The following is a 22,318-nucleotide window of genomic DNA, read 5'->3' as shown; positions in this document are numbered from 1 at the left end:
GTCACCGGGCGAACGTGTCGATGGCGGAGATCCGCCAGGTTCCGCCGTGCCGGACGGCGTCCACGGCGAACATGGCCGCCGCGTAGGTCGTCTCCTCCGCCTTGCCGGTACGGGTGTTGCTCTGGTCGGCGTAGATCAGCAGCCGGGCCCGGTCGCCGTTCAGGCGTTCCACCCCGCTGTCGGTGACGGTCGTGGTCAGCACCAGCTTCTGCTTCTGCCCCTGGGCGCGTACCTGGGCGAGCATGTCCCGGTGCTGCTGGACCGCCTTGCCGGTCAGATGGCTCTTCACCGCCTGGTCGGACTTGGCGGGCGAGGCGTAGTCGTACGAGAACACCGCGCCGACGGCCTCGGAGATCTGGCCCTTCACCTCGCTGGTGCGGCCGATGTCGGTGAGGGCGGTGTTCTGCCGGGCCGGGTCGTCGCGCAGGTCGCCGGCCGAGGCGAACGCCCAGGCGGCGTAGGCCCCGAGGAGCACGGTGAGGACGCCGAGAACGAGGGGGAGCCGAACGCGGAGCCGGGGTGTCCGCTCGCGCTTCGGCTCCTCTCCCCTCTCCTCCGCCGCCGCCTCGTCGTCGGCGGCGGAGTCCGTGACCTCGTCGTCGGTGGTGGTGTCCGGCCCGTCCGGGGTCCGCGCGGACTCGTCCCGGGACGGGGCCGGGTCCTGCGGTCCGCGCGGCGGGGCGATGGTGGCGGTGGTGGCGCGTTCCGCGGCGACGGTGGCCAGCCGGCGCCGGCGGTTGACGAGGTGACGGGTCGTCGACATGTGCGGGGGTCCTCTCGGTGGCGGGGTGGGAGTCGGTGGCGTCGGGCTCTCAGCCGGCCGTGTTGCCGACGGGCGCCTGGCCGAGGGCGCTGAGCTTCCACCCCTCGGCGGTGCGGGTGAGCTGTCCGAGCATCCGGCTCTCCTTCACCGCGGGTTTGCCCTTGGGCGCGGTCACGGTGACCCGCAGCGCCACCATGACTCCGGCTCTGCCCGCCCGGTCGTCGAGTTCGGTGACCGCCCCGGACAGGATCTGGGCAGTGCTGACCGTCTTCGCCTCCCGGATCTGCTTCACGAACGCGTCCCGCCCGTCGACGAGTTGCCGGTGCAGGTCGCCGGTGGTGGAGTCGGCCCAGGTGTCGAGGCCCTGCTCCAGCTTGCGGTGGTCGAGCGTGTTCATGTTCTGCACGGCCTGCTCGCCCGCGGCCAGCGCGTCGTCGCGGACCCGCGCGTACGCCGCCGACTCGTCGTGCGCGGCCTCGTACCGGGACACCCCGCCCCAGACCGCCGCGCCGGCGGCCGCGACCGTCAGTACGATCGCCGCCGCCACCAGCGGGTTCCCCGTCGTCCGTATCCGTGCCATCGTTCCCTCTCCCTGCCGGGCCCTGCGTGCCGAGTCGCGCGCGTGCGGCTCTTTCATCTGGCGGTGATCTCGACGACGGTCCACTGGCCGTCCCGCAGCCGGGCCGTGACCGACAGCTGCGCCGCCGCCGTGGTGGCCCGCCTGCCCTCGCGCTCGTAGACCTGGTCGAGGAAGACGAGCAGGTGGGCGCTGTCCTCCGTCAGCCGGGTCACCCCGGCGCGCACGACATGGGTGGTGAGCGTGAGCTTCTGGTCGGCGGCCTGCTTCTCGACCTGGCCGAACAGCGCCGCGTACTGCTGGAGCGCCTTGCCGGCCAGGAGTTTCTTCGCCGCCTCCTTGGTGACGGCGGTGGCCTGCGGGCTGTACGAGAAGACCTTGCCCAGCGCGTTGCTGACATCGCCCGCGACCCGGGTGGTCGCCTCGCTGTCGGTCAGCGCGTGGTTCGACGTGGCGGGGGTGTCGCGCAGTTGCCTGCCCTCGACGAAGAGCGCGCCGCCGGTCACGAGCAGCGCGGCCGTCAGGACGGCCGCCACGACGCGCGGCCACCGCCGTCCGGGTTCCGGCTGCCCGGGCGGGTCCTCCCGGGCGTCCGTGCCGGGTTCCGCGAGCTCCTCGGTGTCCGGTGTGTCCACGTCCGTGCTCACGACCGCCGTCCCTCCCCGTTCCCTCATGCGCCGCCCCCGGCCGCGATCGCCGTGAGCGCCTTGATCTTCCAGCCGTCCGGGGTCCGGGCGAGCGTGGCCTCGAAGCGTTTGCGTTCGGTGCCGCCCTTCCCGGTGCGCGGGGTGACCTCGACGTCGACGGTCGCGATCATCTCCGCGGTGCCGGTGCGTTCGTCGAGCGCGGTGAGCGCCGCGTCGGTGACCTTCCCGCGGGCGGTGGCACCCGCCTCGGCCAGGGCCTCGGCGTCCTTGCTCCGGGTGCGGGCCAGCTGGTCGTGGAGCGGTCCGGTCGAGGAGTCGAGCCAGGCCGCGAGGCCGGTGTCCACGCTCCCGGCGTCCTTGCCGTCGAGGCTGTTCAGCAGGGCGAGGCGGCTCTTCCCCTCGGCCAGCGCGGTGTCCCGGTCCTTCGCGTACGCCAGGTCGTCGTCCCCGCGGGCCCGGACGTACGACCAGCCACCGAGGCCGCAGAGCAGCGCGGCGACGAGCAGCACCGCCCAGCCGCCCAGGGTCTTCGTGCGCGAGGTCATTCGCCGCTCCCCCGTCCGAGTCCGAGCAGTCCGGCCATGCCGGCGGTGGCCGGGGCGGGGTCGGGGGCGACGCCGAGCGCTCCCGGCAGCCGGTTCGCCGTGCCGTTGCCCAGGAGCATCGAGCCGGGCCGGGCGGGCTCGGGCACGGGGCCGCCCTTCGGCGCGTTCGCGCTGCCGCGCACGTTGATGCCGGTGCCGGGCGACGAGGTGCAGCGGGCCTTGGTGTTGACGGCGGGTCCGGGCGTGGTGTCCAGGCCGTTGCGGTAGGTGGTGCCGCCGTACCCGGCGGTGCAGGGCAGCGGTTCGAAGAAGGTGACCGACATGCCGAACCGGGCGCCGTCCCCGTCGATCGCGCTGGAGCCGGCGGCGGCCACCGCGGGCAGTCGTACCAGGAGTTCCTCCATGCCGCGCTGCCGGGTGACGGCCACCTCGGAGGTGGTGAGGAGGTTGGCGACGACGACGCCGAAGGCCGGGTCGATGTCCCGCAGCAGTCCGCTCATCTGTCCCGCGGCGCCGGGGGCGGCGGCGATCAGTTTGCGCAGGTCGGTGTCGGAGCCCTTGAGCTGTGCGGCGAGTTCCTTGGCGCCGGAGGCGAAGCCCTTGAGCGCCTCGCCCTGTTCGGCCTGGGTGCGCAGCACCGTGCGGGCGTCGGCCATCAGCCGGGTGTTGGTCGGCAGGGCGTCGTCGGCGGCCCGGACGAAGTCGCTCCCGGAGTCCAGCAGGACCTGGAGGTCGTCGCCGCGGCCTTCGAACGCGGTGCCGAACTCGTCGACGACGGTGCGCAGGGACTCCAGGTCCACGGAGCCCGCCAGCTCGTCGACGCTGGTGAGCACGTCGGTGACGGGGGCGGGGACGGTGGTGTCGACCTGGTCGATGACGGAGCCGTTCTCCAGGTAGGGGCCCTCGGAGCGGGTGGGCCGCAGGTCGATGTACTGCTCGCCGACCGCGGAGAGGCTGGCGACGTCGGCCTTGAGGCCGTCCGGGATCTTCGGGGCGTCCTTCTCGATGCGCAGTTCGGCCTCGATCCCCTCGTCGGTCAGCTCGATCGGTCCGACCCGGCCCACCGAGACGCCCCGGTAGGTGACGTTGGAGTGGGTGTAGAGCCCTCCGGTGCGCGGGAGCTGGACCTTGACGGTGTAGTAGCTGCGCAGGCCGACGTAGTGCCCGAGGTCGGCGTACCGGATGCCGAGGAAGCCGAGGACGAGCACCGCGATGACGAGGAAGGAGATGTTCTTGAGCCGGATGGCGAGGGTGATCATCGGCCGCGCTCCTTCGGGTCCGCCGTCGGTACCGCGGGCAGGGGCAGCGGCAGTGCCGTGCCGGTCCCGGTCTGCGGAGTGACCGGGGGTACGAGCGACGGGACGATCTGCGTGCCGGGCATGGCCGTCACATCCAGGTAGACGTTGAGGTAGTCGCCCTTCACCCCGCGCAGCACCTCGTCCGTGAACGGGTAGGTGAACAGCACCTGGAGGGAGTCGGGCAGGTCCTTGCCGGAATCCGCGAGTGCCTTGAGGGTCGGGGCGATGGCCTTGAGGTCGGCGATCATGTCGGCCTTGCTCTTGTCGATCGTGTCGACGGCGACGGTGGAGAGCGTGTCGAGCGAGCGCAGCATGGTGAGGAGCGAGCCACGCTGCTTCTCCAGGACCTTCATGCCGGGGCTGAGTTCGGTGAGGACCGTGCCGACGTCCCGTTTGCGGGTGGCGAGGGTGGCGGAGAGCCGGTTCACCCCGTCGAGCGCGTCGGTGATGTCCTCCTTGTGCTCGTCCAGGTTCGTGACGAGGGTGTCCACCCGGCCGAGCATGGAGCGGACCTGGGGTTCGCGTCCGGCGAGCGCCTTGTTCAGCTCGGTGGTGATGGTCTTGAGCTGGTTGACGCCGCCGCCGTTGAGGAGCATCGACAGGGCGCCGAAGACCTCTTCGACCTCGGGGTTCCGGTTGGTCCGGCTCAGCGGGATGCGGTCCCCGTCGGCGAGCCTGCCCCGTTCGGTGCCGCGTGCGGGGGCGGCGAGCTGGATGTACTTCTCCCCCAGGAGGCTGGACTGTTCCAGGTGGGCGTAGGCGTTGGCGGGCAGTTCGACCTTGCCGTTGACGCGCATGGTGACCTTGGCGTTCCAGCTGCCCGAGCCGAGGGAGACCTTGGTGACGCGGCCGACGGCGACGTCGTTGACCTTCACCGATGCCTGCGGGGCGAGGCTGAGCACGTCCGCGAATTCCGCGGTGACCTCGTAGGGGTGGTCGCCGAGGTCGGCTCCGCCGGGCAGCGGCACCTGGTCGAGGCCGGTGAACGCGGGCAGGCCGGAGCCGGTGACGACCAGGGTCAGTCCGACCCCCACGGCCAGCAGTGCGGCGATGCCGGTCGTGCGGGCTCCGGGTCTGCGCAGGACACGGCTCATCGGTTCGCCTCCTTCTTGTCCGTGGCGGACCTTTCCGGGGTGCCGTAGACGGTGCCGACGGCCGGGAGCGGCAGGGCGGGCAGCGCCTTGCGGCGGGCGGTGTCCACCGGGGTGAGGCCGGCGAGCGCGGTGGCCTCCGTGAGGGGCCCGCCCATGGAGAGTTCGTTGAGGTTGGTGCGGCCGTTGAGGGTGCGGTGCGCCGGGTCGTAGGCGTTGAGGACGTTGTCCGCGGCGAGCGGCAGCGTGTCGAGCGACTCGGCGAGCGAGGCGCGCTGGTCGACCAGGGTCTGGGTGATCGGCACCAGCGCTTCCACGTTCGCCTTCAGGGCACCGCGGTTCTTCTGGATGAAGCCCTTGACCTGCCCGAGCGCGGTGCCCAGTTCCTTCAGTGCCGCGCCGAGGTTCTCCTTGTCGTCGGCGAGGAATCCGGTGACCGTGTTGAGCTGTTGCTCGGCGGCGCGCACATTGCCGTCGTTCTCCTTCAGCATGGTGGTGAAGGTCTGCAGGTAGGAGAGCGTGTCGAAGAGGTTCCCGCTGCTCCTGTCGAGGGTCTTGGCGGCCTTGCCGAACTGCTCGATGGAGTCCCCGATGGCCTTTCCGTTGCCGTCGAGGTTCCTGGCCCCGGTGTCGAGGAGTCCGGAGAGCGCCCCGTTCGCGTTGGCCCCTTCCGGGCCGAGGGCCTTGGAGAGCTTCGTGATGGAGTCGTACAGCTGGTCGACCTCGACGGGGGTGGCGTTCTTCGCGGCCGGCAGCACCGCGTCGTCCTCGATCAGCGGTCCCCCGTCGTAGGCGGGGGCGAGCTGGACGTAGCGGTCGGCGACGAGGCTGGGGGCGACGACCACGGCGTGCGCCCCCTTGGGGACCTTGACGCCCTTGTCGACCCGCAGGGTGACCTCGACCTCCTCCCCCCGGGGCGTGACCGATTCGACCCGGCCGACCCGGACGCCGAGGATCCGCAGGTCCGATCCGGCGTACACGCCGGTGGCCTGGTCGAAGTAGGCGGTGATGGTCGTCGTTCCCTCGTCGTCCATGGCCATGACTCCGCCGGTGACCGCGACGGCCACCACGACGAGTCCGGCGCCCATGCCGACGATGCGCTTCATCTTCATGTCAGCGGCCGCCTCGCTGCTTGGGTGGCATGCATCCGGTCGCCGGGGGTGTGCCGGCGGGCAGGTAGTCCTTCGGGACGAGCCCGCAGACGTAGTTGTCGAACCAGCGGCCGCTGCCGAGGGTGTTGCCGACGAGCCGGTTGTACGAACCGGCGAGCGAGAGCACCTTGTCGAGGCTCTTGCGGTTCTTCACCAGGACCGCGGTGACCCGGCCGAGCGAGTCCAGGGTCGGCTTCAGCTGCTTGTCGTTGTCCTTGACCAGGCCGGTGATCTGGGTGCCGAGGTTCCGGGTGCCGGTGAGCAGCAGGTGGATGGAGTCGCGGCGGGCCTGGATCTCGCCGAGGAGCAGGTTGCCGTCCTCCAGCAGGGTTTCGAAGCTGCTCTTCTTGTCGGCGAGGGTCTTGGTGAGCCGCTTGCTGCCCTTGAGGAGGGTGGCGAGCTGGGCGTCGCGTTCGGAGACCGTCTTCGAGAGGGCGGAGAGTCCCTCGGCGGCGCTCTTCACGTCCGGCGGGGAGTCCTTGAAGGTGGCGGAGATCGTCTCGAAGCTCTTGGCGAGCTGGTCGGTGTCGATCTCCCCGATGGTCTCGCCGAGCCCGTTGAACGCCTGGGTGACGTCGTACGGGGAGGTGGTGCGGCCGGCCGTGATGCGTTCGTCGGGGTTCTGCGGGGCGTCGCCCAGCGGGTCGACGGCGAGGTACTTCTCGCCCAGCAGCGTCTTGATGGCGATGCCGACGGTGGAGGCGTTGCCGATCCAGGCGTCCTCGACCCGGAAGCCGACCTTCACCTTGGAACCGTCCAGCGACACTCCGGTGACCTCGCCGACCTTCACGCCGGCGATCCGCACCTCGTCGCCCTCTTCCAGTCCGGCGGACTCGGTGAAGTCGGCGCTGTAGGCGGTGCCGCCGCCGAGGAAGGGCAGCGAGTCGGCGCGGTAGGCGCCCAGCGCGACGAGGGCGAGGACGACCAGTCCCACCACGGCGACGGCGACGGGGTTGCGTTCCCGTACGGGTTTGATCCTCATGACAGGCACCTCGGCTGTGTGATCGCGATGCCGGTGGGCGGGGCGCTGCCGTCCTCGGTCGTCACTCCGCGGACCTTGGCCTCGCAGAGGTAGAGGTTGAGCCATGAGCCGTACGAGGCGAGCCGGCTGATCGCCGTCATCTTGGCCGGGGTCTTCTTCAGGAAGTTCTCGATCTGCGGGGTGCCCGCGGCCAACTGGTCGGAGAGCCGGCCGAGTTCCTTGATGTCCTTCTTCAACGGCTTGCGACCGTCCTCGAAGAGGTCCGCGGTGACGGTGGTGAGCGCGCCCATGGCGGTGACCGCCTCGCCCAGGGGTTTGCGGTCGCCGGAGAAGCCGGTGACGAGTTTCTGCAGGGTGACGACGAGGTCGTCGAAGCCGTCCTCGCGGTCGTTGACGGTCTTCAGGACCGTGTTGAGGTTCTTGATCACCTCTCCGATCACCTTGTCCTTGGCCGCGACCGTGCCGGTCAGCGAGCCGACGTGGGAGAGGATGCTGTCGACGGTGCCGCCCTCGCCCTGGAGCACCTGGACGATGGAGCCGGCCAGCTGGTTGACGTCCGGCGGGGAGAGTCCTTCGAACAGCGGCTGGAAGCCGTTGAAGAGCTGGGTGAGGTCGAGTGCCGGGGTGGTGCGGGAGACCGGGATGGTCGCTCCGGCGGCGAAGCTCTCGCCGACCGGCCCGGCTCCCTGGTCGAGGTCGACGTACCGCTGGCCGACCATGTTGAGGTATTTGATCGACGCGGTGACCGAGGCGGGGAGCTTGCGTCCCTTGCGGACGGCGAAGCCGACCTCGGCTAGCCTCTTGTCGGCCACCTCGATGGATTCGACCTGTCCGACCTTGACCCCTGCGATCCGGACGCTGTCGCCGACGATCAGGCCGGTGACGTCGGTGAACCGGGCCTTGTACTCGGTGGTCTCGCCGACTCCCGTGTTGGCGATGGACAGCGCCAGCACGGTGGTGGCGAGCACGGTCACCAGGATGAAGACGATCGACTTCGTCAGCGGCCCGGCGAGGGAACGGCGCTTCACTTGAACTTCACCTCCGCGCCGCGGAAGGCCGGACCGATGAGCACGCTGCTCCAGTCGGGCAGGGTCTGCGGCTGGACTTTCAGTGAGGGGGCGACCAGCTCGTTCACGAGCCGGCTCTCCTGCGGGGAGTTGGGCATGCCGAGGGCGGGGCCCCGGCCGGGCCGTGCGGTCCGGTCCGCTCCGTCACCGTGCGCGGCGCTCTCCCGCGGGGCGGCCGGTGCCGTGCGGGCGTCCGCGGTCGGTACGGTCCTGCCGACGTACGGCACGGAGTAGCAGTGCGGTCCGCCGGTGGCGTCGTAGACCGGGGTGTCCTTGCCCGGCACGTACTTGCCCTTGGACTTCACGGGCTGGACCGAGACGTGCAGGCCGGGCTGATCGGTGCCCTTGCCGAGCGCCTTGTCCATGGCGGGGACGAACCCGGCCATGGTCCGCAGGGTGCAGGGGAATTCGTCCGAGTACCGGGCGAGGAGTTCCAGGGTCGGCCGGCTGGTGGCGGAGAGCCGGATCAGGTTGTCCTTGTTCTCCCGGAGGAAGGAGGTGATGTCCTGCGCGGAGGCGGTGGTGGCCCCGTACAGGTCGGCGAGCTGCGCCTGCTGTTCGGCGACGGTGCCGCTGGTGGTGGTGAAGTCGGTGAGCGCGTCGAGGATGTCGGGGGCGGCGTCCCCGTACACCTTGCTCACCTTGACGAGTTCCTTGATGTCGGCGTTGAGCGTGGGGAGTTGGGGGTTGAACTTCGCCAGGTGGGCGTCGAGCGTGACGAGGGTGTCGCCGAGCTTCTCGCCGCGTCCTTGCAGGGCCCGGGAGACCGCGCCGAGGGTGGAGGCGAGTTTCTCCGGTTTCACGGCGGTCAGCAGCGGCAGGACGTCGTCGAGGACCTCCTCCAGCTCGATGGCGTTCTTCGAGCGGTCCTGCGGGATGACGGCCCCGGCCCGCAGCGTCCGCGCGGACGGTGCGGCGGGCGGCACGAGTGCCACGAACCGTTCGCCGAAGAGCGTGGTGGGCAGCATCTGGGCGGTGACGTCGGCCGGTATCCGGTCCATTTGGCCGGGGTCGATGGCGAGGGTGAGCCGGGCTCCGTCGCCGTCGGCCGCGATGCCGCGGACCTGTCCGACGACGACGCCGCGCATCTTCACGTCGGCGTTCTGGTGCATCTCGTTGCCGACACTGCCGGTGCGTACGGTCACGGTGGCGTCGTCGGTGAAGTCCTTCCGGTACACCGAGACCGAGACCCATACGAGTACGGCGGGCACGAGGAGGAAGGCGACTCCGGCGAGCCGGTGGCGGGCGGTCTGCGCGCGTCGGGAATTCATCAGCCTGCCACCTTCACCGTCGTCGTGGCGCCCCAGATGGCGAGGGAGAGGAAGAAGTCGGTGACGCTGATGAGCACGATGGCATTGCGCACCGAACGGCCGACCGCCACGCCCACCCCGGCGGGCCCGCCCGTGGCGTGGAAGCCGTAGTAGCAGTGGGCGAGGATCACCATGACGCTGAAGATCAGCACCTTGAGCACGGACAGCAGCACGTCGTCCGGGGAGAGGAAGAGATTGAAGTAGTGGTCGTACGTGCCCGCGGACTGTCCGTTGAACAGGATCGTGATGGAACGGGAGGCGAGGTACGAGGAGAGCAGCCCGATCGCGTACAGCGGGATGATCGCGACGACCCCGGCGATGATCCGGGTGGAGACGAGGTACGGCATGGACCGCACCCCCATCGACTCCAGGGCGTCGACCTCCTCGTTGATCCGCATGGCGCCGAGCTGGGCGGTGAATCCGGCGCCCACGGTCGCGGAGAGCGCGAGGCCGGCGACGAGCGGGGCGATCTCGCGGGTGTTGAAGTAGGCCGAGATGAAGCCGGTGAAGGCGGAGGTACCGATCTGGTTGAGGGCCGCGTAGCCCTGGAGGCCGACGACGGTGCCGGTGAAGAGGGTCATCGCGACCATCACGCCGATGGTGCCGCCGATGACCCCGAGGCCGCCGCTGCCGAAGGCCACTTCGGCCAGCAGCCGCTGGACCTCGCGCAGGTAGCGGCGCAGGGTGCGCGGTATCCAGATCAACGCCCGGACGTAGAAGGTGAGTTGCTCACCCGATCGATCGAGCCAGCTGAGCATCGACATCGGTCAGCTCCCCTTCGCGGGGACGATCTGGAGGTAGATCGTCGTGAGGACCGTGTTCACGAAGAACAGCAGCATGAAGGTGATGACGACGGACTGGTTGACCGCGTCGCCGACGCCCTTGGGACCGCCGCGCGGGTTGAGTCCGCGGTAGGCGGCCACGATGCCCGCGATGAAGCCGAAGATGAGCGCCTTGACCTCGCTGATGTACAGGTCGGGGAGCTGGGCGAGGGCGGAGAAGCTGGCCAGGTAGGCGCCGGGGGTGCCGTGCTGGAGGATCACGTTGAAGAAGTAGCCGCCGAGCGTGCCGACGACCGAGACCAGGCCGTTCAGCAGGACGGCCACCAGCATGGTGGCCAGGACGCGCGGCACGACCAGGCGCTGGATGGGCGAGACGCCCATGACCTCCATCGCGTCGAGTTCCTCGCGGATCTTCCGGGACCCGAGGTCGGCGCAGATGGCCGAGCCCGCCGCGCCGGAGATCAGCAGGGCCACGATGATCGGGCTGGCCTGCTGGATCACGGCGAGGACGCTGGCCCCGCCGGTGAAGGACTGAGCCCCGAGCTGCTGGGTCAGCGAGCCGACCTGGAGGGCGATGACCGCGCCGAACGGGATGGAGACGAGTGCCGCGGGCAGAATGGTGACGCTGGCGACGAACCAGAACTGTTCGACGAACTCCCTGAACTGGAAGGGCCTTCGGAACATCTCCCGGCTCACGGTCGCGGCGAGGGAGAAGAGCTTCCCGGTCTCGCGCAGCGGGGCGAGCAGCCGGGTCGGCCGCTGCCGTCCCGACGCCTTGCGCGTCTTCCGCCCGCCCGCGCCCTCCACGCCGTCGGCGCCGGAGACGGGCGGTTCGGGGGGCAGTACCGGCATGGGGGCCGTCACGGGTTCCCACCGCCCGCGGCCGGAGCGTAGCTCTTCATGATGGCGGTACGGGCGGCCTCGGGCAGCTGGCCCATCATCGACAGGACCCGTTCCCGGCGGCGCAGGGCGGCCTGCCGCACGGGCAGGCCGGGCGACGGCTCCAGCTGCGGGACGACGGTGCGCGGCGCGTTGGCGGAGCTGATGCCGACCCCGTAGCCGTTGATCTCCTCGGCGGCGAGGGTGGCGGCGTCCTTCTCCTCGGCCATCCCGATGGGGCCCTCGCGGCGCCCGGCGAGGAACTGGGAGACGACGGGCATGTCGCTGGTGAGCAGCACCTCGCGCGGTCCGAAGGTGACCAGGTTGCGGCGGAACAGCATGCCCATGTTGTCCGGGACGGTGGCCGCGATGTCGAGGTTGTGGGTGACGATGAGCATCGTCGCGTCGATCTGCGCGTTGAGGTCGATGAGCAGCTGGGAGATGTACGCGGTGCGGACCGGGTCGAGCCCGGAGTCCGGCTCGTCGCAGAGGATGATCTGCGGGTCCAGGACGAGGGCGCGGGCCAGGCCGGCCCGCTTGCGCATGCCGCCGGATATCTCGCCCGGCAGTTTGTCCTCGGCGCCGAGGAGCCCGACGATGTCGATGCGCTCCATGACGATCCGGCGGATCTCCGATTCCTTCTTGCGGGTGTGCTCGCGCAGCGGGAAGGCGATGTTGTCGAAGAGCGACATCGAACCGAAGAGCGCGCCGTCCTGGAACATGAGCCCGAAGAGCTTCCGGGTCTCCATGATCTCGCGTTCCGGACTGTTCACCATGTCGACGCCATTGATGAGGACGCGCCCCTGCTCCGGCTTCAGCAGACCGATGATGGATTTCAGGAAGACGGTCTTTCCGGTGCCGGAAGGCCCGAGCATCACGCTCACCTCGCCGGCGGGCAGCGTGAGGGTGACGTCCTGCCAGATGTTCTGCTTGCCGAAGGACTTCGTCAGGCCCTCGACGACTACTTCGATTCCCATCGGCCCTCCTTCGAAGTTTCTGTGAACGAAGTCATCTGTCAGCGCTCCGGCTCCGGTAAATCCAATGGCGGCTCGTCACACATGCACCAGGAGGCGCACACGCTATGTCTGTCGAAACCGCCAGGACAAGCCGTTGAGCAGCGGAAATCGACGAATCTGAAGTGCAGTACGGGTCACTTGTCAACAAGTGACAAAGCCGTACGGCGGCTTTGTCGAAACATGCGCAAGCTTTTCGGCCGGAAGGCCGGGTTCCGACGGTCGGCGGGGCCGGATCCACCGGGCCCCCGAGGTACCGAACGAGCAGCCACGGGCACCTTTCCCCGCTGCTCAACCGGGACGCTACGGCTCGGTAACCTGCCTTCGCAATAGCAGTTGCTCAACTTTTTTGCACAATGACGGGCGTTCTCGCTTTTTTTGTTGCCGGGTGAGTATTCGATTTCTTTCTCTTGTCGAGAAGTGAGTCGTTCCGGCCCACGGTGCGAAGAACTCATGGCCCCATACGCACGTCCGCCCCGCCCGGCAGCACGAGCCGGGCGGGGCGGACAGAGGAAGGGCGGCACAAGCCTCAGGAGAAATCGACCCCGTAGGCGGCCGAGCACCTGATCGAGTCCCCGCTGTTGAGGATTCCTGCGCAATTGCCGGCGGTCGGGACGACGAGCCCCGTCCCGGCGTTCACCGTGGCCTCATCGGTCGCGGTGCCGAATACGACGTCGCCGGTCGTCCCGGTGATCGAGCCCGTGCGGAGGCCGAACGGCGTTTCCGTGCGGAACCCCGGCTCGAAGTCCGGGACGCTCCCGCTGATCACACCTCCGGACGAGCTCACCGGATGGAACGTCAGGGGCCGGTCCGCCGGACCTCGACGGTGGAGCCCCCACGCCCCCGCACACTCCCCCAGGTCACCGACCAGACGGCGCCGTCGTCCGTGCCCGAAGCGGTGCTCCGGCCGCAGGCCGGCCCGGCTACTTCGCCACTCCCGCGTGCCAGCTCTCCGCCAGCAGCCGGCCGGCGTTGGGGGCCGACGAACCCGGCAGCGCCAGGCCTGCCGTGTAGGTGGCGGCGTTGTTGAGCGTCAGGCTGTTCTTGCCGGAGGCCGACGGAAGGCCCGTCTTCAGGTTGACCGCCCAGTTCAGCTCGCCGAGGGTCAGCGGGCCGCAGCCGCTCACGCCGGGCACCGCGAAGGCCGCGTCCCCCTGCGCGTTGCCGGTCAGCTCGATCCGGTTGAGGAAGCCCCCGGTGTTCGCCGTGCCGTCGGCATCGAAGCGGCGGCTGCCGATGGCGGGCTGGGTGAGGTTGCGCGGGCTCAGCACGATCGGGTCGGAGGCGGTGCCGATGTAGCACTTCGAGCCCAGGAAGGGGTTCTCCAGGTGGATGCGGACCGGGATGTCGACGATCGTCTTCCCGCTCTGCATGCCGGCCGTCAGGTCGAAGTTCGTGGGCGTGCCCACCGACTGCACCGTGGCGACGACCCGGTTGAGGCTGTTGTCCGTCAGCGTCTTGCAGATCTCCGAGACGACCGGGACACCGCTCGGGCACATCAGGCCGAGGAGACCGCCGGGGATCTCCGTCGGAGCCCCCACGATCGATCCGCCCGCCGCCGGCACGACCTTGGACGCACCGGTCGCCGTGTTGCGGATGATGCCGAACTGCAGGTCGTTGGCGCCGGTCGTCGCCTCGGTGTTGCCGAGCTTGATGGAACCGCTCTCGGAGTGCGAGGACACGCACATCGCGATCTCGTTGACGCCGTCCGCGGCCAGCATCGCCGGGTTGTCGACCGGGCAGCGGCTGAACGGCGCCCAGTTGCCGTTCATCCCCTGGGCGGAGGCGGCACTCGCGGACGAGGTGCTCAGCGGTATACCGACGGCCACCGCCACCAGCGCGCCGAGAAGAGCGGGTCTGACTCGCTTCGGGGCAGCACTCATTGATCGTCCAGCCTTTCTGGAGGAAGAGACAAGGGGGTGTGCGTTCAGCGTTCGGGCTTGGGCCTCGGAGGCTCCGGGCAGTGCGCCGGCACGCCGTCCACACAGAGCGGGCCCTGCATCATCTTGGTGTAGTTCGCCGGTCCGGAGACCGCGGCGGTGAACACGTTGTCCAGGTCCTCGGTCGCCCCGCAGCCGGTGAACGGGGGGACGTCGGCGGACCCGAGGAGCGGCCCGCCGGACTTGACGGTGTACCCCTCGTCCGGCCCCGCGCCGGTGGAGCCCTTGCCGACGAGGGCGAGCTCCATCGACCGGGCCGTGCGGCAGTTCGGCCCCACGTCGAGGGGGGTGCCGTTCACCGACACGTCGTACAGCCGCAGCTTCACCTGGGCCGTCGCCGTCGTGGATTCCTTCCGGCGGCCGGTCACCGGGTCCGGCGCCCCGTCGTTGAACGTGTCGATGTATACGGGGCCGGTGAGCGACATCTCGACGGTGGCCGTCGTCGGCATGAATCCGAAGGTCAGGAAGGTCGACCGGGCGGGGGGCATCTGGGCCTTGCCCCGGTAGTCCATCGTGCCTTCGCTGTGCACCCAGGTCAGCGAGCCGGTGGGACAGCTGTAGACCGCGAGCATCGAATTGAGCTGGAGCAGCAGATGGGCCGGGTCCTGGAATTTCGTGGCGGCCTTCTGCTTCTTCACGTTGGCGTAGCCGGCCATGTAGCCCTGCGCCGGCCTGGGCGGCGCGGTGACCGGGCCGTAGAGGATCTTGCAGCCGGGGAGGTCCGGCGCCGTGACCTCCTTGGTGTCCGCCGCGACACCGGCGTCCGCGTTCCGGGCGTCCTCCTGCGGCGTGGTGCCCGCGTCCGGGCCGTCCGGCGCGCCGGGCACGGTCCCGTCGGACGGCACCGGCACCCGCACGGTCCCGAGTTCCGCCGACTGGTCCGCGTCGGCCGTGCAGGACACCGGGACGACGACGGGCTCTGGCGTCTCCCCGCCGGACGGCCGGACCACCAGGTCCAGTTGCAGCTTGCCCGCCGCGAAGACCATCGCGCCGCTGGACCGGGGGGTCACGGTGGGCACCGCCCCGCTCGCCTTGATGTCCGTGTCCCGGTCCGCGACGACACCCGACTCCGGGATCTCCAGGGCCTGCCACATCACGTCCGTCGACACGCCGTTCTGCGTGACCGTCGTCTGCAGGCTCGCCGCCCCGGACAGCACGGGGGTTTCCCCCTCCGGCAGTTCGCCCAGCAGCTCCGGTGCGAGCGCCAGGCCGATCCGCACCTGCTCCGGCTGGACCGCGACGCCCACCGGGGAGCTCACCGGCAGCTCCACGGAGACGGTCACGTCCGCCCCGTGCTCGCCCGATGCCGTCGTGCAGGAGTACCCGAGCCGGGTCTCCACCACATGGGTCCCGCTGGCCACACCCGTACCCGGCATGAGCCCTGCCAACAGAGCCATCCCGCCGACGGCACCGACCTGGCCCCATCGCCGGGAGCGGATCGACTTCATTCTCATCTCGGCAACCTGCCGTTGTCTCGGAACTGACTGGTCGTCTGCGGAGGGGCTCACGACCCCTCGCGGTCAGTGGCCCATGGGGAAGTCGCGCATGCCCTCACCGCGGACGGGTTCGACCGCGGCCGAGCCCCCCGCGCCGACTCCGTTCGGGAGCGGCGCGGGGGACCTCAGGCACGATCAATGACTCACGCGTAGGTGATGCTGATCGGGTTGGCGACCTTGTACGTCGCCTTGAACGTGGCCGAGTCGCCCGCGTTGAGCAGACCCGCGCAGTTCGTGGCGCTGTCGACCTTCAGGCCGGTGCCGGTGTTGATGGCGAGCTCGCCGGTCGCGTTGTTGTACGTCACGTTGTTCACGGTCCCGCTGATCACGGCGTTGCAGGTGCCCAGGATGGTGTCGCCCACCAGGTTGACCTTGACGCCGGACAGGGTGCCGGAGGAGATGCCCCCGCTGTAGCTGCTGGCGTTGATGCTGATGACGGCACCGGTGGCGAGCGAGGCGGTGAAGCTGGAGCCGAGCGGTCCGGGGCACGGGCTGGCCGCGGAGCCCCAGGTGACCCCGGTGATCTTCGCGAGGCCCGCGCCGGAGGCGTACGTACCGCTCGGGGCGGTGCCGCTGGCGGGGGACACCGAGCAGTCCACCTGCTGGCCGGTGGTGGTGTCGACCAGGGTCGCCGAGGTACCGGCCTTGAGCGTGGCGGTGAAGCCGCCGCCCGCGGTGGGGTTGGACACGGTCCACCCCGCGAGGGCGGTGGCCGAGGCCGACGTGGCGGCGAGGCCGAGCGCGGCGGCGGCGACGGTGGTGGCGAACAGGGCGCGGCTGAGGGTCTTTCTCACGGAACTTACCTCCGGGAAGTGGAGTTGGACGTACCCGATTACCTCGCATCAGAGCCTGGGAATGGCCGGCTACGAGGGCGGCTCACATCGTGGAACGCAGAAGTCGATGGACTCGACTGCGTGATCGAACTCCGTGCGGATCGAACGTTACGAGCCAGTAGCCCGGCGCGGCAATACCCGACGCAGAAATTCCCGCCCCCTCTCGGCAAATGCATTCCGCCTTAGCGAGAACTCAGCAGATCGCCACGATTTTCTATACGAAAGTGAGTAGTTACGTCCGTGTCATATGCCCACGAGAGGCCCGGACACTCACCCCGGACACAGTCGGCGAGGCCAGGGCGGTCCGCCGACCACCCCCTTACCCGTCAGTAAGATCGTCTGCGGCGCGGCCGAATGCCGACCCGGCACGCCGCGTCCGTCGCACCGCTGAACTGCGCGGAGCGTCACGGAGCCACACCCCGGATCCGGGACGCGCACCGGAGGCCCACCCGTCGGCACGACCGCGGCCCCCCGCGCCGGCGGACGGCAGCCGTACGGAGCCGGGCCGGGGCCCGGCCCGGACGTTCCGGAACCTCCGGGCCTCCCCCGGCCGCCCGGACCAATCGGCTCCGGCCACAAAGGGGCTGATGGGTTATCCATTCCGGCTGACCGGTTCAGAAAATCCCCTCATGAATCCCCAATGATTTCCCGGCCCCGAGGAATACATCTCCCCAAGACCGCTTTTCGCGCCTTCGACACCCCGCGGGCCGACGCGCGGCACGGCGGTCACCGCGCCCCGGAAGCGCCCCCTCGGAAGAATGCGCACCACCCGCGCGAAACCCCACCAATCCCCCGACAGGACATCAGTTACCCACGGTTACTTTCTTGTCCCCGACAGAGCAGAAGTCCGAAAAACATTGTCCGGAAGTGAGCACTCCCGCCTCACCTGCACCGAAGCGCCCCAACGGCTCCAGGATGCGTGCCCCCTGCACTTCGATCTTGCCCAAGTGGTGGGCACGACCGCTGACTTGGTCTATCTTCATCGCGAACTTGGTACGCACCTGTCGGTTCGTGGGAGCGCTTTCCCCACCGCCTGACCCCCCACCAGGCGCCGGAGAGCAAGGGGACAGTCATGCCAGAACTCATACAGCCGTCGGACACGGGGGATCCGCTGGGGCCGCTCCCCCAGGAATTCGCCGTCATCATGCGGCCCGAACTGCCGAGCCTCATCAAGGAGATCGGCGTCGAGGTCACCCGGGCCTATCCGGAATACGCCCGACTGCTCAACGGCCCCAACGGGCAGGCCATCCGGGTCGGCGTCGAGCAGAGCCTCTCCTCCTTCGTGGACCTGGTCGCCGAACCGTCCACCTCGACCTCGCTGCGCGACGACATGTGCCGCCGGTTCGGGCGTTTCGAGGCGTACGAGGGCCGCACCATGGAGACGCTCCAGGGCGCCTACCGCCTCGGGGCCCGGGTCGCGCTGCGCCGGGCGAAGAAGGTCGGCCGGAGCCACAACTTCTCGCCGACCCTCATGCTCAGCTTCGCCGACGCCCTCTTCGCCTACATCGACGAGCTCGAAGCCCTCTCCCGCGAGGGCTTCCTGGAGGTGCAGTCGCAGAACGGCGAGCAGACCGAGGCGATGCGCCGGCGCCTGCTGCACCTGATCCTCGCCGGGCGCCCCGCACCCCGTACCGCCATCGCGGAACTGTGCGAGCAGACCGGCTGGACCCTGCCCGACGAGGTCACCCTGGTCGCCGTCCGCTCCCCCGCCGCCCTGGACCGGGCCGTGGCTGACCGCGACGTCCTGGTCGATCTCAGCGATCCCCAGCCGCACTTACTGATCCCGGGCCCGTTCGACGACGCCCGAAGACGCATGCTGGACGAGGCGCTCCTCGGCACCCGCGCCGCGATCGGCCTGACCGTGCCCACCGCCCTGGCCTCGGACTCGATCCGCTGGGCCCGGCGCGTGCTCGAACTCGTCGACACCAACGTCATCGACGACGAGCCCGTCATCCTCTGCGAGGACCACCTCATCACCCTGTGGCTGCTCTCCGACCCGGTCCTGGTCGACCAGCTCGCCCGGCGCGAGCTCGCCCCCATCTCCCACATCTCCACCACCCGCCGGGAACGGCTGGTGGAGACCCTGCGGATCTGGCTGGACACCCGGGGCACCGCGGCCCACATGGGCGAACTGCTGGACGTCCACCCCCAGACGGTCCGCTACCGGATGCGCAATCTGGAGTCGATCTTCGGTGAGCAGCTGACCGATCCCGAGAGCCGGTTCTCCACCGAGGCCGTCCTGCGCGCCCTCCGGCTGCGGGACCGGAGCGGCGAATCCCTGCTCTGAGTCGACTTTCAGCCGGATCACGTCGCTCACCAAGAGTCAACTTACTTGTGAGTAAAGCGAAATAGCCGGTCACTCTCAAACGGTTGCCACACGGAGACGTTCTCAGCGAGAAACCCGGAACTGTGTGCCGTACACATGGAGGAGTCGGCCGCCCACCCGGCGGCCGCGCTCCGAGCACCACCTCCTGGCCAACCGTTCCGAGAGGGAACCACCCATGACCGCCTCGCACCTCCTCGTCCCCGTGCCGATCCCGGACCGGGTCGCCGCGCTGATCGGGTCCTGCATCCCTCAGCACATCCTGCAGGCGGAGTTCGACGCCGACTGCGCCGCGCGCGAGGTGCGCCGCTTCCGCGGTCCGCTGCTCTGCGCCGAGGACCGGGCCGACCGCGAGCAGGCGCTCTCCGACCTGGCCCGGGCCAACAAGATCCTCGCCGCCCACCACCCCCGGCTCCCGGTGCTCCCGGGCAGCCCGTGGTGACCGGGAGCCCCCGCCGTCCGCCCGGCGCGTGATCCGGTACGCCCCGCGGGCACCGGCCGCGGGGGCGGACGAGAGGATGTCGGTCAGGTGCGGTGCTGCGACGCGGTCGACCCGTACGGGGCGGCCGTCACGGCGCTCCGGGGCCGGGAACGGGCAGCTCCGTCACGGCCATTGATCATCCGGTCACCGACACGCCCCGGGAGAACGACATGCCCTCCGGCCCCCGACCCTCGGTCCTCTTCGTCACCGACCTCGCCTACGAGGCACGCGGACGCCGCTACTGCGACGAGGACATCCATCTGACGTCACGGCTGCGGGAGGACTTCGACGTCGCGCTCTGCCACCCCCGGGACGCCGCCGCGCTGCTGGACGGCTTCGACGTGACCGTCATACGCAACAGCGGTCCCGTGCTGCACTACCAGGAGGCGTACGACGCGTTCCGCGCGCGGGCGCGGGAGCTGGGCGCCCGGGTCTACAACCCGCTGCACGGCCGCGGGGACATGGCGGGCAAGCAGTACCTGGTCGATCTGAGCCGGGCCGGCCGTCCGGTGATCCCCACGGTGGACCGGGCGGCCGATCTGGGGTCGCTGCCCGGGGCGGCGCAGTACGTGGTCAAGCCGAAGCTGGGGGCGGACTCGGTCGGTCTGCGGTTCGTGCGGGAGGCGGCGCCGGCGCCGGAGGAGGACGGCACGGTGCTCGTCCAGCCCCGGATCGACTTCCGCTACGAGGTGTCCTTCTACTTCGTCGACCACGACTTCCAGTACGCGCTGTACGCCCCGGACCCGGAGCGGCGGTGGGTGCTGGAGCCGTACGGGCCGAGCACTGCGGACCTGGAGTTCGCCCGCGGGTTCGTGGAGTGGAACACCCTCGAACACGGCATCCAGCGGGTCGACGCCTGCCGGACCGCCCAGGGCGAGCTGCTGCTCGTCGAGTTGGAGGACCTCAATCCGTACCTCTCGCTGGACCGGGTGGCGGAGCCCGTGCGGGACGCCTTCGTGGCGCGCATGAAGGATTCCCTGCGGGACCTGCTGGGCTGACGACACGTCCGGCCGTCCCCCACATGCGGGAGGCGCCGGCCGGTGTGAGGGTGCAGACGTGACCACCACCGCCAGCGAGACCGCCTCCGCCGCGCAGAGTGCCGCCGCGCCGCCCGTGCTCGACCCGCGCCGCCGGAACATCGTCTTCGTGACGATCGTGCTGGGGATCCTGCTGGCCGCCCTGGACCAGACGATCGTCGGCACGGCGCTGCCGACGATCGTCTCGGACCTCGGCGGCGCCGCCCACATGTCGTGGGTGGTCACCGCGTACCTGCTCGCGGAGACGGTGGCGACGGTCCTGGTGGGCAAGTTCGGCGACCTGTTCGGCCGGAAGATCATCTTCCAGCTGTCCGCGATCATCTTCATCACCGGTTCGTTCCTGTGCGGACTGGCGACCGACATGATGCTGCTGATCATCTGGCGCGGCCTGCAGGGCATCGGCGCCGGCGGGCTGATGGTCACCTCCATGGCGCTGATCGCCGATGTGATCCCGTTGCGCGAGCGCGGCAAGTACCAGGGGGCGATCGGCGCGGTCTTCGGGGTGTCGACGGTGATCGGGCCGCTGCTCGGCGGGCTCTTCACCGACCATCTGAGCTGGCGCTGGGCGTTCTACGTCAATGTGCCGATCGCGGTCCTGGTGGTGATCGCCGCGGCCCGGACGATCCCGTCGGTCAAGGCCGTCGGGCGGCCCGTGATCGACTACCTGGGCATCGCCCTGGTCACGATCGGCGCGAGCGCGCTGATCCTGGCGACCAGCTGGGGCGGCAACGAATACGCCTGGGGCTCGCCCGTCATCATCGCCCTGTTCGCGGGCGGGGTCGTCGCGCTGGCGCTCTTCTGCCTCGTGGAGTTCCGGGCGCGGGAGCCAATGCTGCCCATGCGGCTGTTCCGGAACCCGGTCTTCACCGTCTGCTCGGTGCTGAGCTTCATCGTGGGCTTCGCGATGCTCGGCGCGATGATCTTCCTGCCGACGTACCTGCAGTACGTGGACGGGGACTCGGCGACCCTGTCGGGCGTGCGGACGCTGCCGATGGTCATCGGGCTGCTCGCCGCCTCGATCTTCAGCGGCAACGCGGTCTCCAAGACCGGCAGGTACCGGATCTTCCCCATCGTGGGCTCGCTGATCATGGTGGTGGGGCTGTATCTGCTCTCCCTGATGGGCCCGGACAGCGGGGTGTGGCTGGAGTCGCTGTACATGCTGGTGCTCGGGGTGGGAATCGGTCTGTCCATGCAGGTGCTGACGATCGCCGTGCAGAACACCGTGGACTACTCGGACCTGGGCACGGCGACGTCGGGCGTGACGTTCTTCCGCACGCTGGGCAGCTCCTTCGGCACGGCCGTCTTCGGCACGATCTACGCCAACACGCTGGGACCGAACCTGACCGACGGCATCACGGCGGCGGCGCGGGCGGGCGGCGACCCCGCGGTGCTGGCGAAGGCGGCGCAGAGCCCGGAGGGGCTGCACTCCCTGCCCGCCGCGCAGTCGGCGCCGCTGGCCCAGGCGTACGCGGACACGCTGCACACCGTGTTCCTGTGGACGGTGCCGGTCGCGGTCCTGGGGTTCTTCGTGGCGCTCCTGCTGAAGGAGGTGAAGCTGCGGGACACCGCGCGGGCCGGTTCCACGGACATGGGCGAGGGGTTCGCGCAGCCCGGGACCGGCGACTCGGCGAAGCTCCTCGAATTCGCCGTGGCCAAGATCGTGCGCGGGGCGGGCCCGGACACGGCCCGGCGGATCGTGGCGGACTCGGACACCCGACTGGACGTGGCGGGGGCCTGGGCGGTGATGCAGGTCGAACTGTTCACCCGCATGGTGGGCCACGCGGGACTGCGGCTGATCGCGGCCCGGCACCGGCTGCCGCCCGAGGTGCTGGTGCCGGTCTTCGACCGGATGATCGAGGAGGGCTACCTCACCGGCGACGGCCACCTGTTCACGCACACCGCCGCCGGGCGCCGGGAGGCGGCGACGATCACCGAGGCGTGGGCCCGGTGGCTCAACGACCGCCTGGACGAGAGCGGGGCGCGCCCGGACGACCGGCAGCTGCGGGCGGCGGTGGACGCGATCGCCAAGCGGCTGCTGGCGGAGGACCTGGAGCAGGAGCTCGTCCCGGAGCGGGGGCGGGCGGCGGCCGTCGCCTGACCGGG

22 protein-coding genes are annotated in these 22,318 nt (G+C 70.1%); 4 read left to right on the top strand and 18 right to left on the bottom strand.

Features of this window, described 5'->3' with window-relative positions; all coding sequences use genetic code 11:
• Position 1: 1 nt before the first annotated feature.
• From ACFYW1_RS23710 to ACFYW1_RS23625, 18 genes are all read right to left on the bottom strand, one after another.
• Entirely contained in the window at positions 2-763 is a 762-nt protein-coding gene (locus tag ACFYW1_RS23710; protein WP_388996541.1) for a hypothetical protein, read from the bottom strand.
• A gap of 49 nt (positions 764-812) precedes the next feature.
• On the bottom strand, positions 813-1,343 hold the full coding sequence (locus ACFYW1_RS23705) for a nuclear transport factor 2 family protein (RefSeq protein WP_388996538.1): 531 nt from the start codon (positions 1,341-1,343) through the stop codon (positions 813-815).
• A 53-nt stretch (positions 1,344-1,396) separates the two neighbouring features.
• The gene (locus ACFYW1_RS23700; protein ID WP_388996535.1) at positions 1,397-2,014 is read right to left on the bottom strand and encodes a hypothetical protein; all 618 of its coding nucleotides are present in this window, start codon (positions 2,012-2,014) and stop codon (positions 1,397-1,399) included.
• Positions 2,011-2,532 (bottom strand): hypothetical protein, encoded by a 522-nt coding sequence (locus ACFYW1_RS23695; RefSeq protein WP_388996532.1) that lies wholly within the window; start codon positions 2,530-2,532, stop codon positions 2,011-2,013. The genes ACFYW1_RS23700 and ACFYW1_RS23695 overlap by 4 nt, the downstream gene beginning before the upstream one ends.
• Entirely contained in the window at positions 2,529-3,791 is a 1,263-nt protein-coding gene (locus ACFYW1_RS23690; protein ID WP_388996529.1) for an MCE family protein, read from the bottom strand. The genes ACFYW1_RS23695 and ACFYW1_RS23690 overlap by 4 nt, the downstream gene beginning before the upstream one ends.
• Positions 3,788-4,924, bottom strand: a complete 1,137-nt coding sequence (locus tag ACFYW1_RS23685; RefSeq protein WP_388996526.1) for an MCE family protein — start codon at positions 4,922-4,924, stop codon at positions 3,788-3,790. The genes ACFYW1_RS23690 and ACFYW1_RS23685 overlap by 4 nt, the downstream gene beginning before the upstream one ends.
• On the bottom strand, positions 4,921-6,033 hold the full coding sequence (locus tag ACFYW1_RS23680; protein WP_388996523.1) for an MCE family protein: 1,113 nt from the start codon (positions 6,031-6,033) through the stop codon (positions 4,921-4,923). Before ACFYW1_RS23680 ends, ACFYW1_RS23685 begins: the two co-directional genes overlap by 4 nt.
• Position 6,034: 1 nt before the next feature.
• The gene (locus ACFYW1_RS23675; RefSeq protein ID WP_388996520.1) at positions 6,035-7,054 is read right to left on the bottom strand and encodes an MCE family protein; all 1,020 of its coding nucleotides are present in this window, start codon (positions 7,052-7,054) and stop codon (positions 6,035-6,037) included.
• Positions 7,051-8,082, bottom strand: coding sequence for an MCE family protein (locus tag ACFYW1_RS23670; protein ID WP_388996517.1), 1,032 nt, complete (start codon positions 8,080-8,082; stop codon positions 7,051-7,053). The genes ACFYW1_RS23675 and ACFYW1_RS23670 overlap by 4 nt, the downstream gene beginning before the upstream one ends.
• Entirely contained in the window at positions 8,079-9,392 is a 1,314-nt protein-coding gene (locus ACFYW1_RS23665) for an MCE family protein (protein ID WP_388996515.1), read from the bottom strand. The genes ACFYW1_RS23670 and ACFYW1_RS23665 overlap by 4 nt, the downstream gene beginning before the upstream one ends.
• The gene (locus ACFYW1_RS23660; RefSeq protein WP_356934930.1) at positions 9,392-10,195 is read right to left on the bottom strand and encodes an ABC transporter permease; all 804 of its coding nucleotides are present in this window, start codon (positions 10,193-10,195) and stop codon (positions 9,392-9,394) included. The genes ACFYW1_RS23665 and ACFYW1_RS23660 overlap by 1 nt, the downstream gene beginning before the upstream one ends.
• 3 nt (positions 10,196-10,198) lie before the next feature.
• Positions 10,199-11,077: an MlaE family ABC transporter permease gene (locus ACFYW1_RS23655; protein ID WP_388996511.1), complete on the bottom strand. Its 879-nt coding sequence runs from the start codon at positions 11,075-11,077 to the stop codon at positions 10,199-10,201.
• Complete coding sequence (locus ACFYW1_RS23650) at positions 11,074-12,069, bottom strand: ATP-binding cassette domain-containing protein (RefSeq protein ID WP_356934928.1); 996 nt, start codon at positions 12,067-12,069, stop codon at positions 11,074-11,076. Before ACFYW1_RS23650 ends, ACFYW1_RS23655 begins: the two co-directional genes overlap by 4 nt.
• Positions 12,070-12,634: 565 nt before the next feature.
• Positions 12,635-12,892: a hypothetical protein gene (locus ACFYW1_RS23645; protein ID WP_388996508.1), complete on the bottom strand. Its 258-nt coding sequence runs from the start codon at positions 12,890-12,892 to the stop codon at positions 12,635-12,637.
• Positions 12,893-13,028: 136 nt separating this feature from the next.
• Positions 13,029-13,988: a hypothetical protein gene (locus ACFYW1_RS23640; protein WP_388996505.1), complete on the bottom strand. Its 960-nt coding sequence runs from the start codon at positions 13,986-13,988 to the stop codon at positions 13,029-13,031.
• Positions 13,989-14,032: 44 nt separating this feature from the next.
• Complete coding sequence (locus ACFYW1_RS23635; protein ID WP_388996502.1) at positions 14,033-15,499, bottom strand: DUF6801 domain-containing protein; 1,467 nt, start codon at positions 15,497-15,499, stop codon at positions 14,033-14,035.
• A 185-nt stretch (positions 15,500-15,684) separates the two neighbouring features.
• Positions 15,685-16,335 carry a hypothetical protein gene (locus ACFYW1_RS23630; protein ID WP_388996500.1) on the bottom strand — a complete coding sequence of 217 codons (651 nt, stop codon included), beginning with the start codon at positions 16,333-16,335 and terminating at the stop codon, positions 15,685-15,687.
• 842 nt (positions 16,336-17,177) lie between these two features.
• On the bottom strand, positions 17,178-17,375 hold the full coding sequence (locus ACFYW1_RS23625) for a hypothetical protein (RefSeq protein ID WP_388996497.1): 198 nt from the start codon (positions 17,373-17,375) through the stop codon (positions 17,178-17,180).
• Between the two features lie 71 nt (positions 17,376-17,446).
• Here ACFYW1_RS23625 and ACFYW1_RS23620 point away from each other — a divergent pair, with 71 nt between their 5' ends.
• From ACFYW1_RS23620 to ACFYW1_RS23605, 4 genes are all read left to right on the top strand, one after another.
• Positions 17,447-18,661 (top strand): helix-turn-helix domain-containing protein, encoded by a 1,215-nt coding sequence (locus ACFYW1_RS23620; RefSeq protein ID WP_388996494.1) that lies wholly within the window; start codon positions 17,447-17,449, stop codon positions 18,659-18,661.
• 214 nt (positions 18,662-18,875) lie between these two features.
• Positions 18,876-19,139, top strand: coding sequence for a hypothetical protein (locus ACFYW1_RS23615; protein WP_388996491.1), 264 nt, complete (start codon positions 18,876-18,878; stop codon positions 19,137-19,139).
• Between the two features lie 209 nt (positions 19,140-19,348).
• Positions 19,349-20,176: a hypothetical protein gene (locus ACFYW1_RS23610; protein ID WP_388996488.1), complete on the top strand. Its 828-nt coding sequence runs from the start codon at positions 19,349-19,351 to the stop codon at positions 20,174-20,176.
• Positions 20,177-20,234: 58 nt separating this feature from the next.
• Positions 20,235-22,313: an MDR family MFS transporter gene (locus ACFYW1_RS23605; RefSeq protein WP_388996485.1), complete on the top strand. Its 2,079-nt coding sequence runs from the start codon at positions 20,235-20,237 to the stop codon at positions 22,311-22,313.
• Positions 22,314-22,318: the final 5 nt, after the last annotated feature.

This window comes from Streptomyces sp. NPDC002669, assembly GCF_042889165.1.
Taxonomy (GTDB): domain Bacteria; phylum Actinomycetota; class Actinomycetes; order Streptomycetales; family Streptomycetaceae; genus Streptomyces.
The sequence above is the reverse complement of the archived record's forward strand: the minus strand, read 5'-3'. Positions and strand labels throughout refer to the sequence as shown.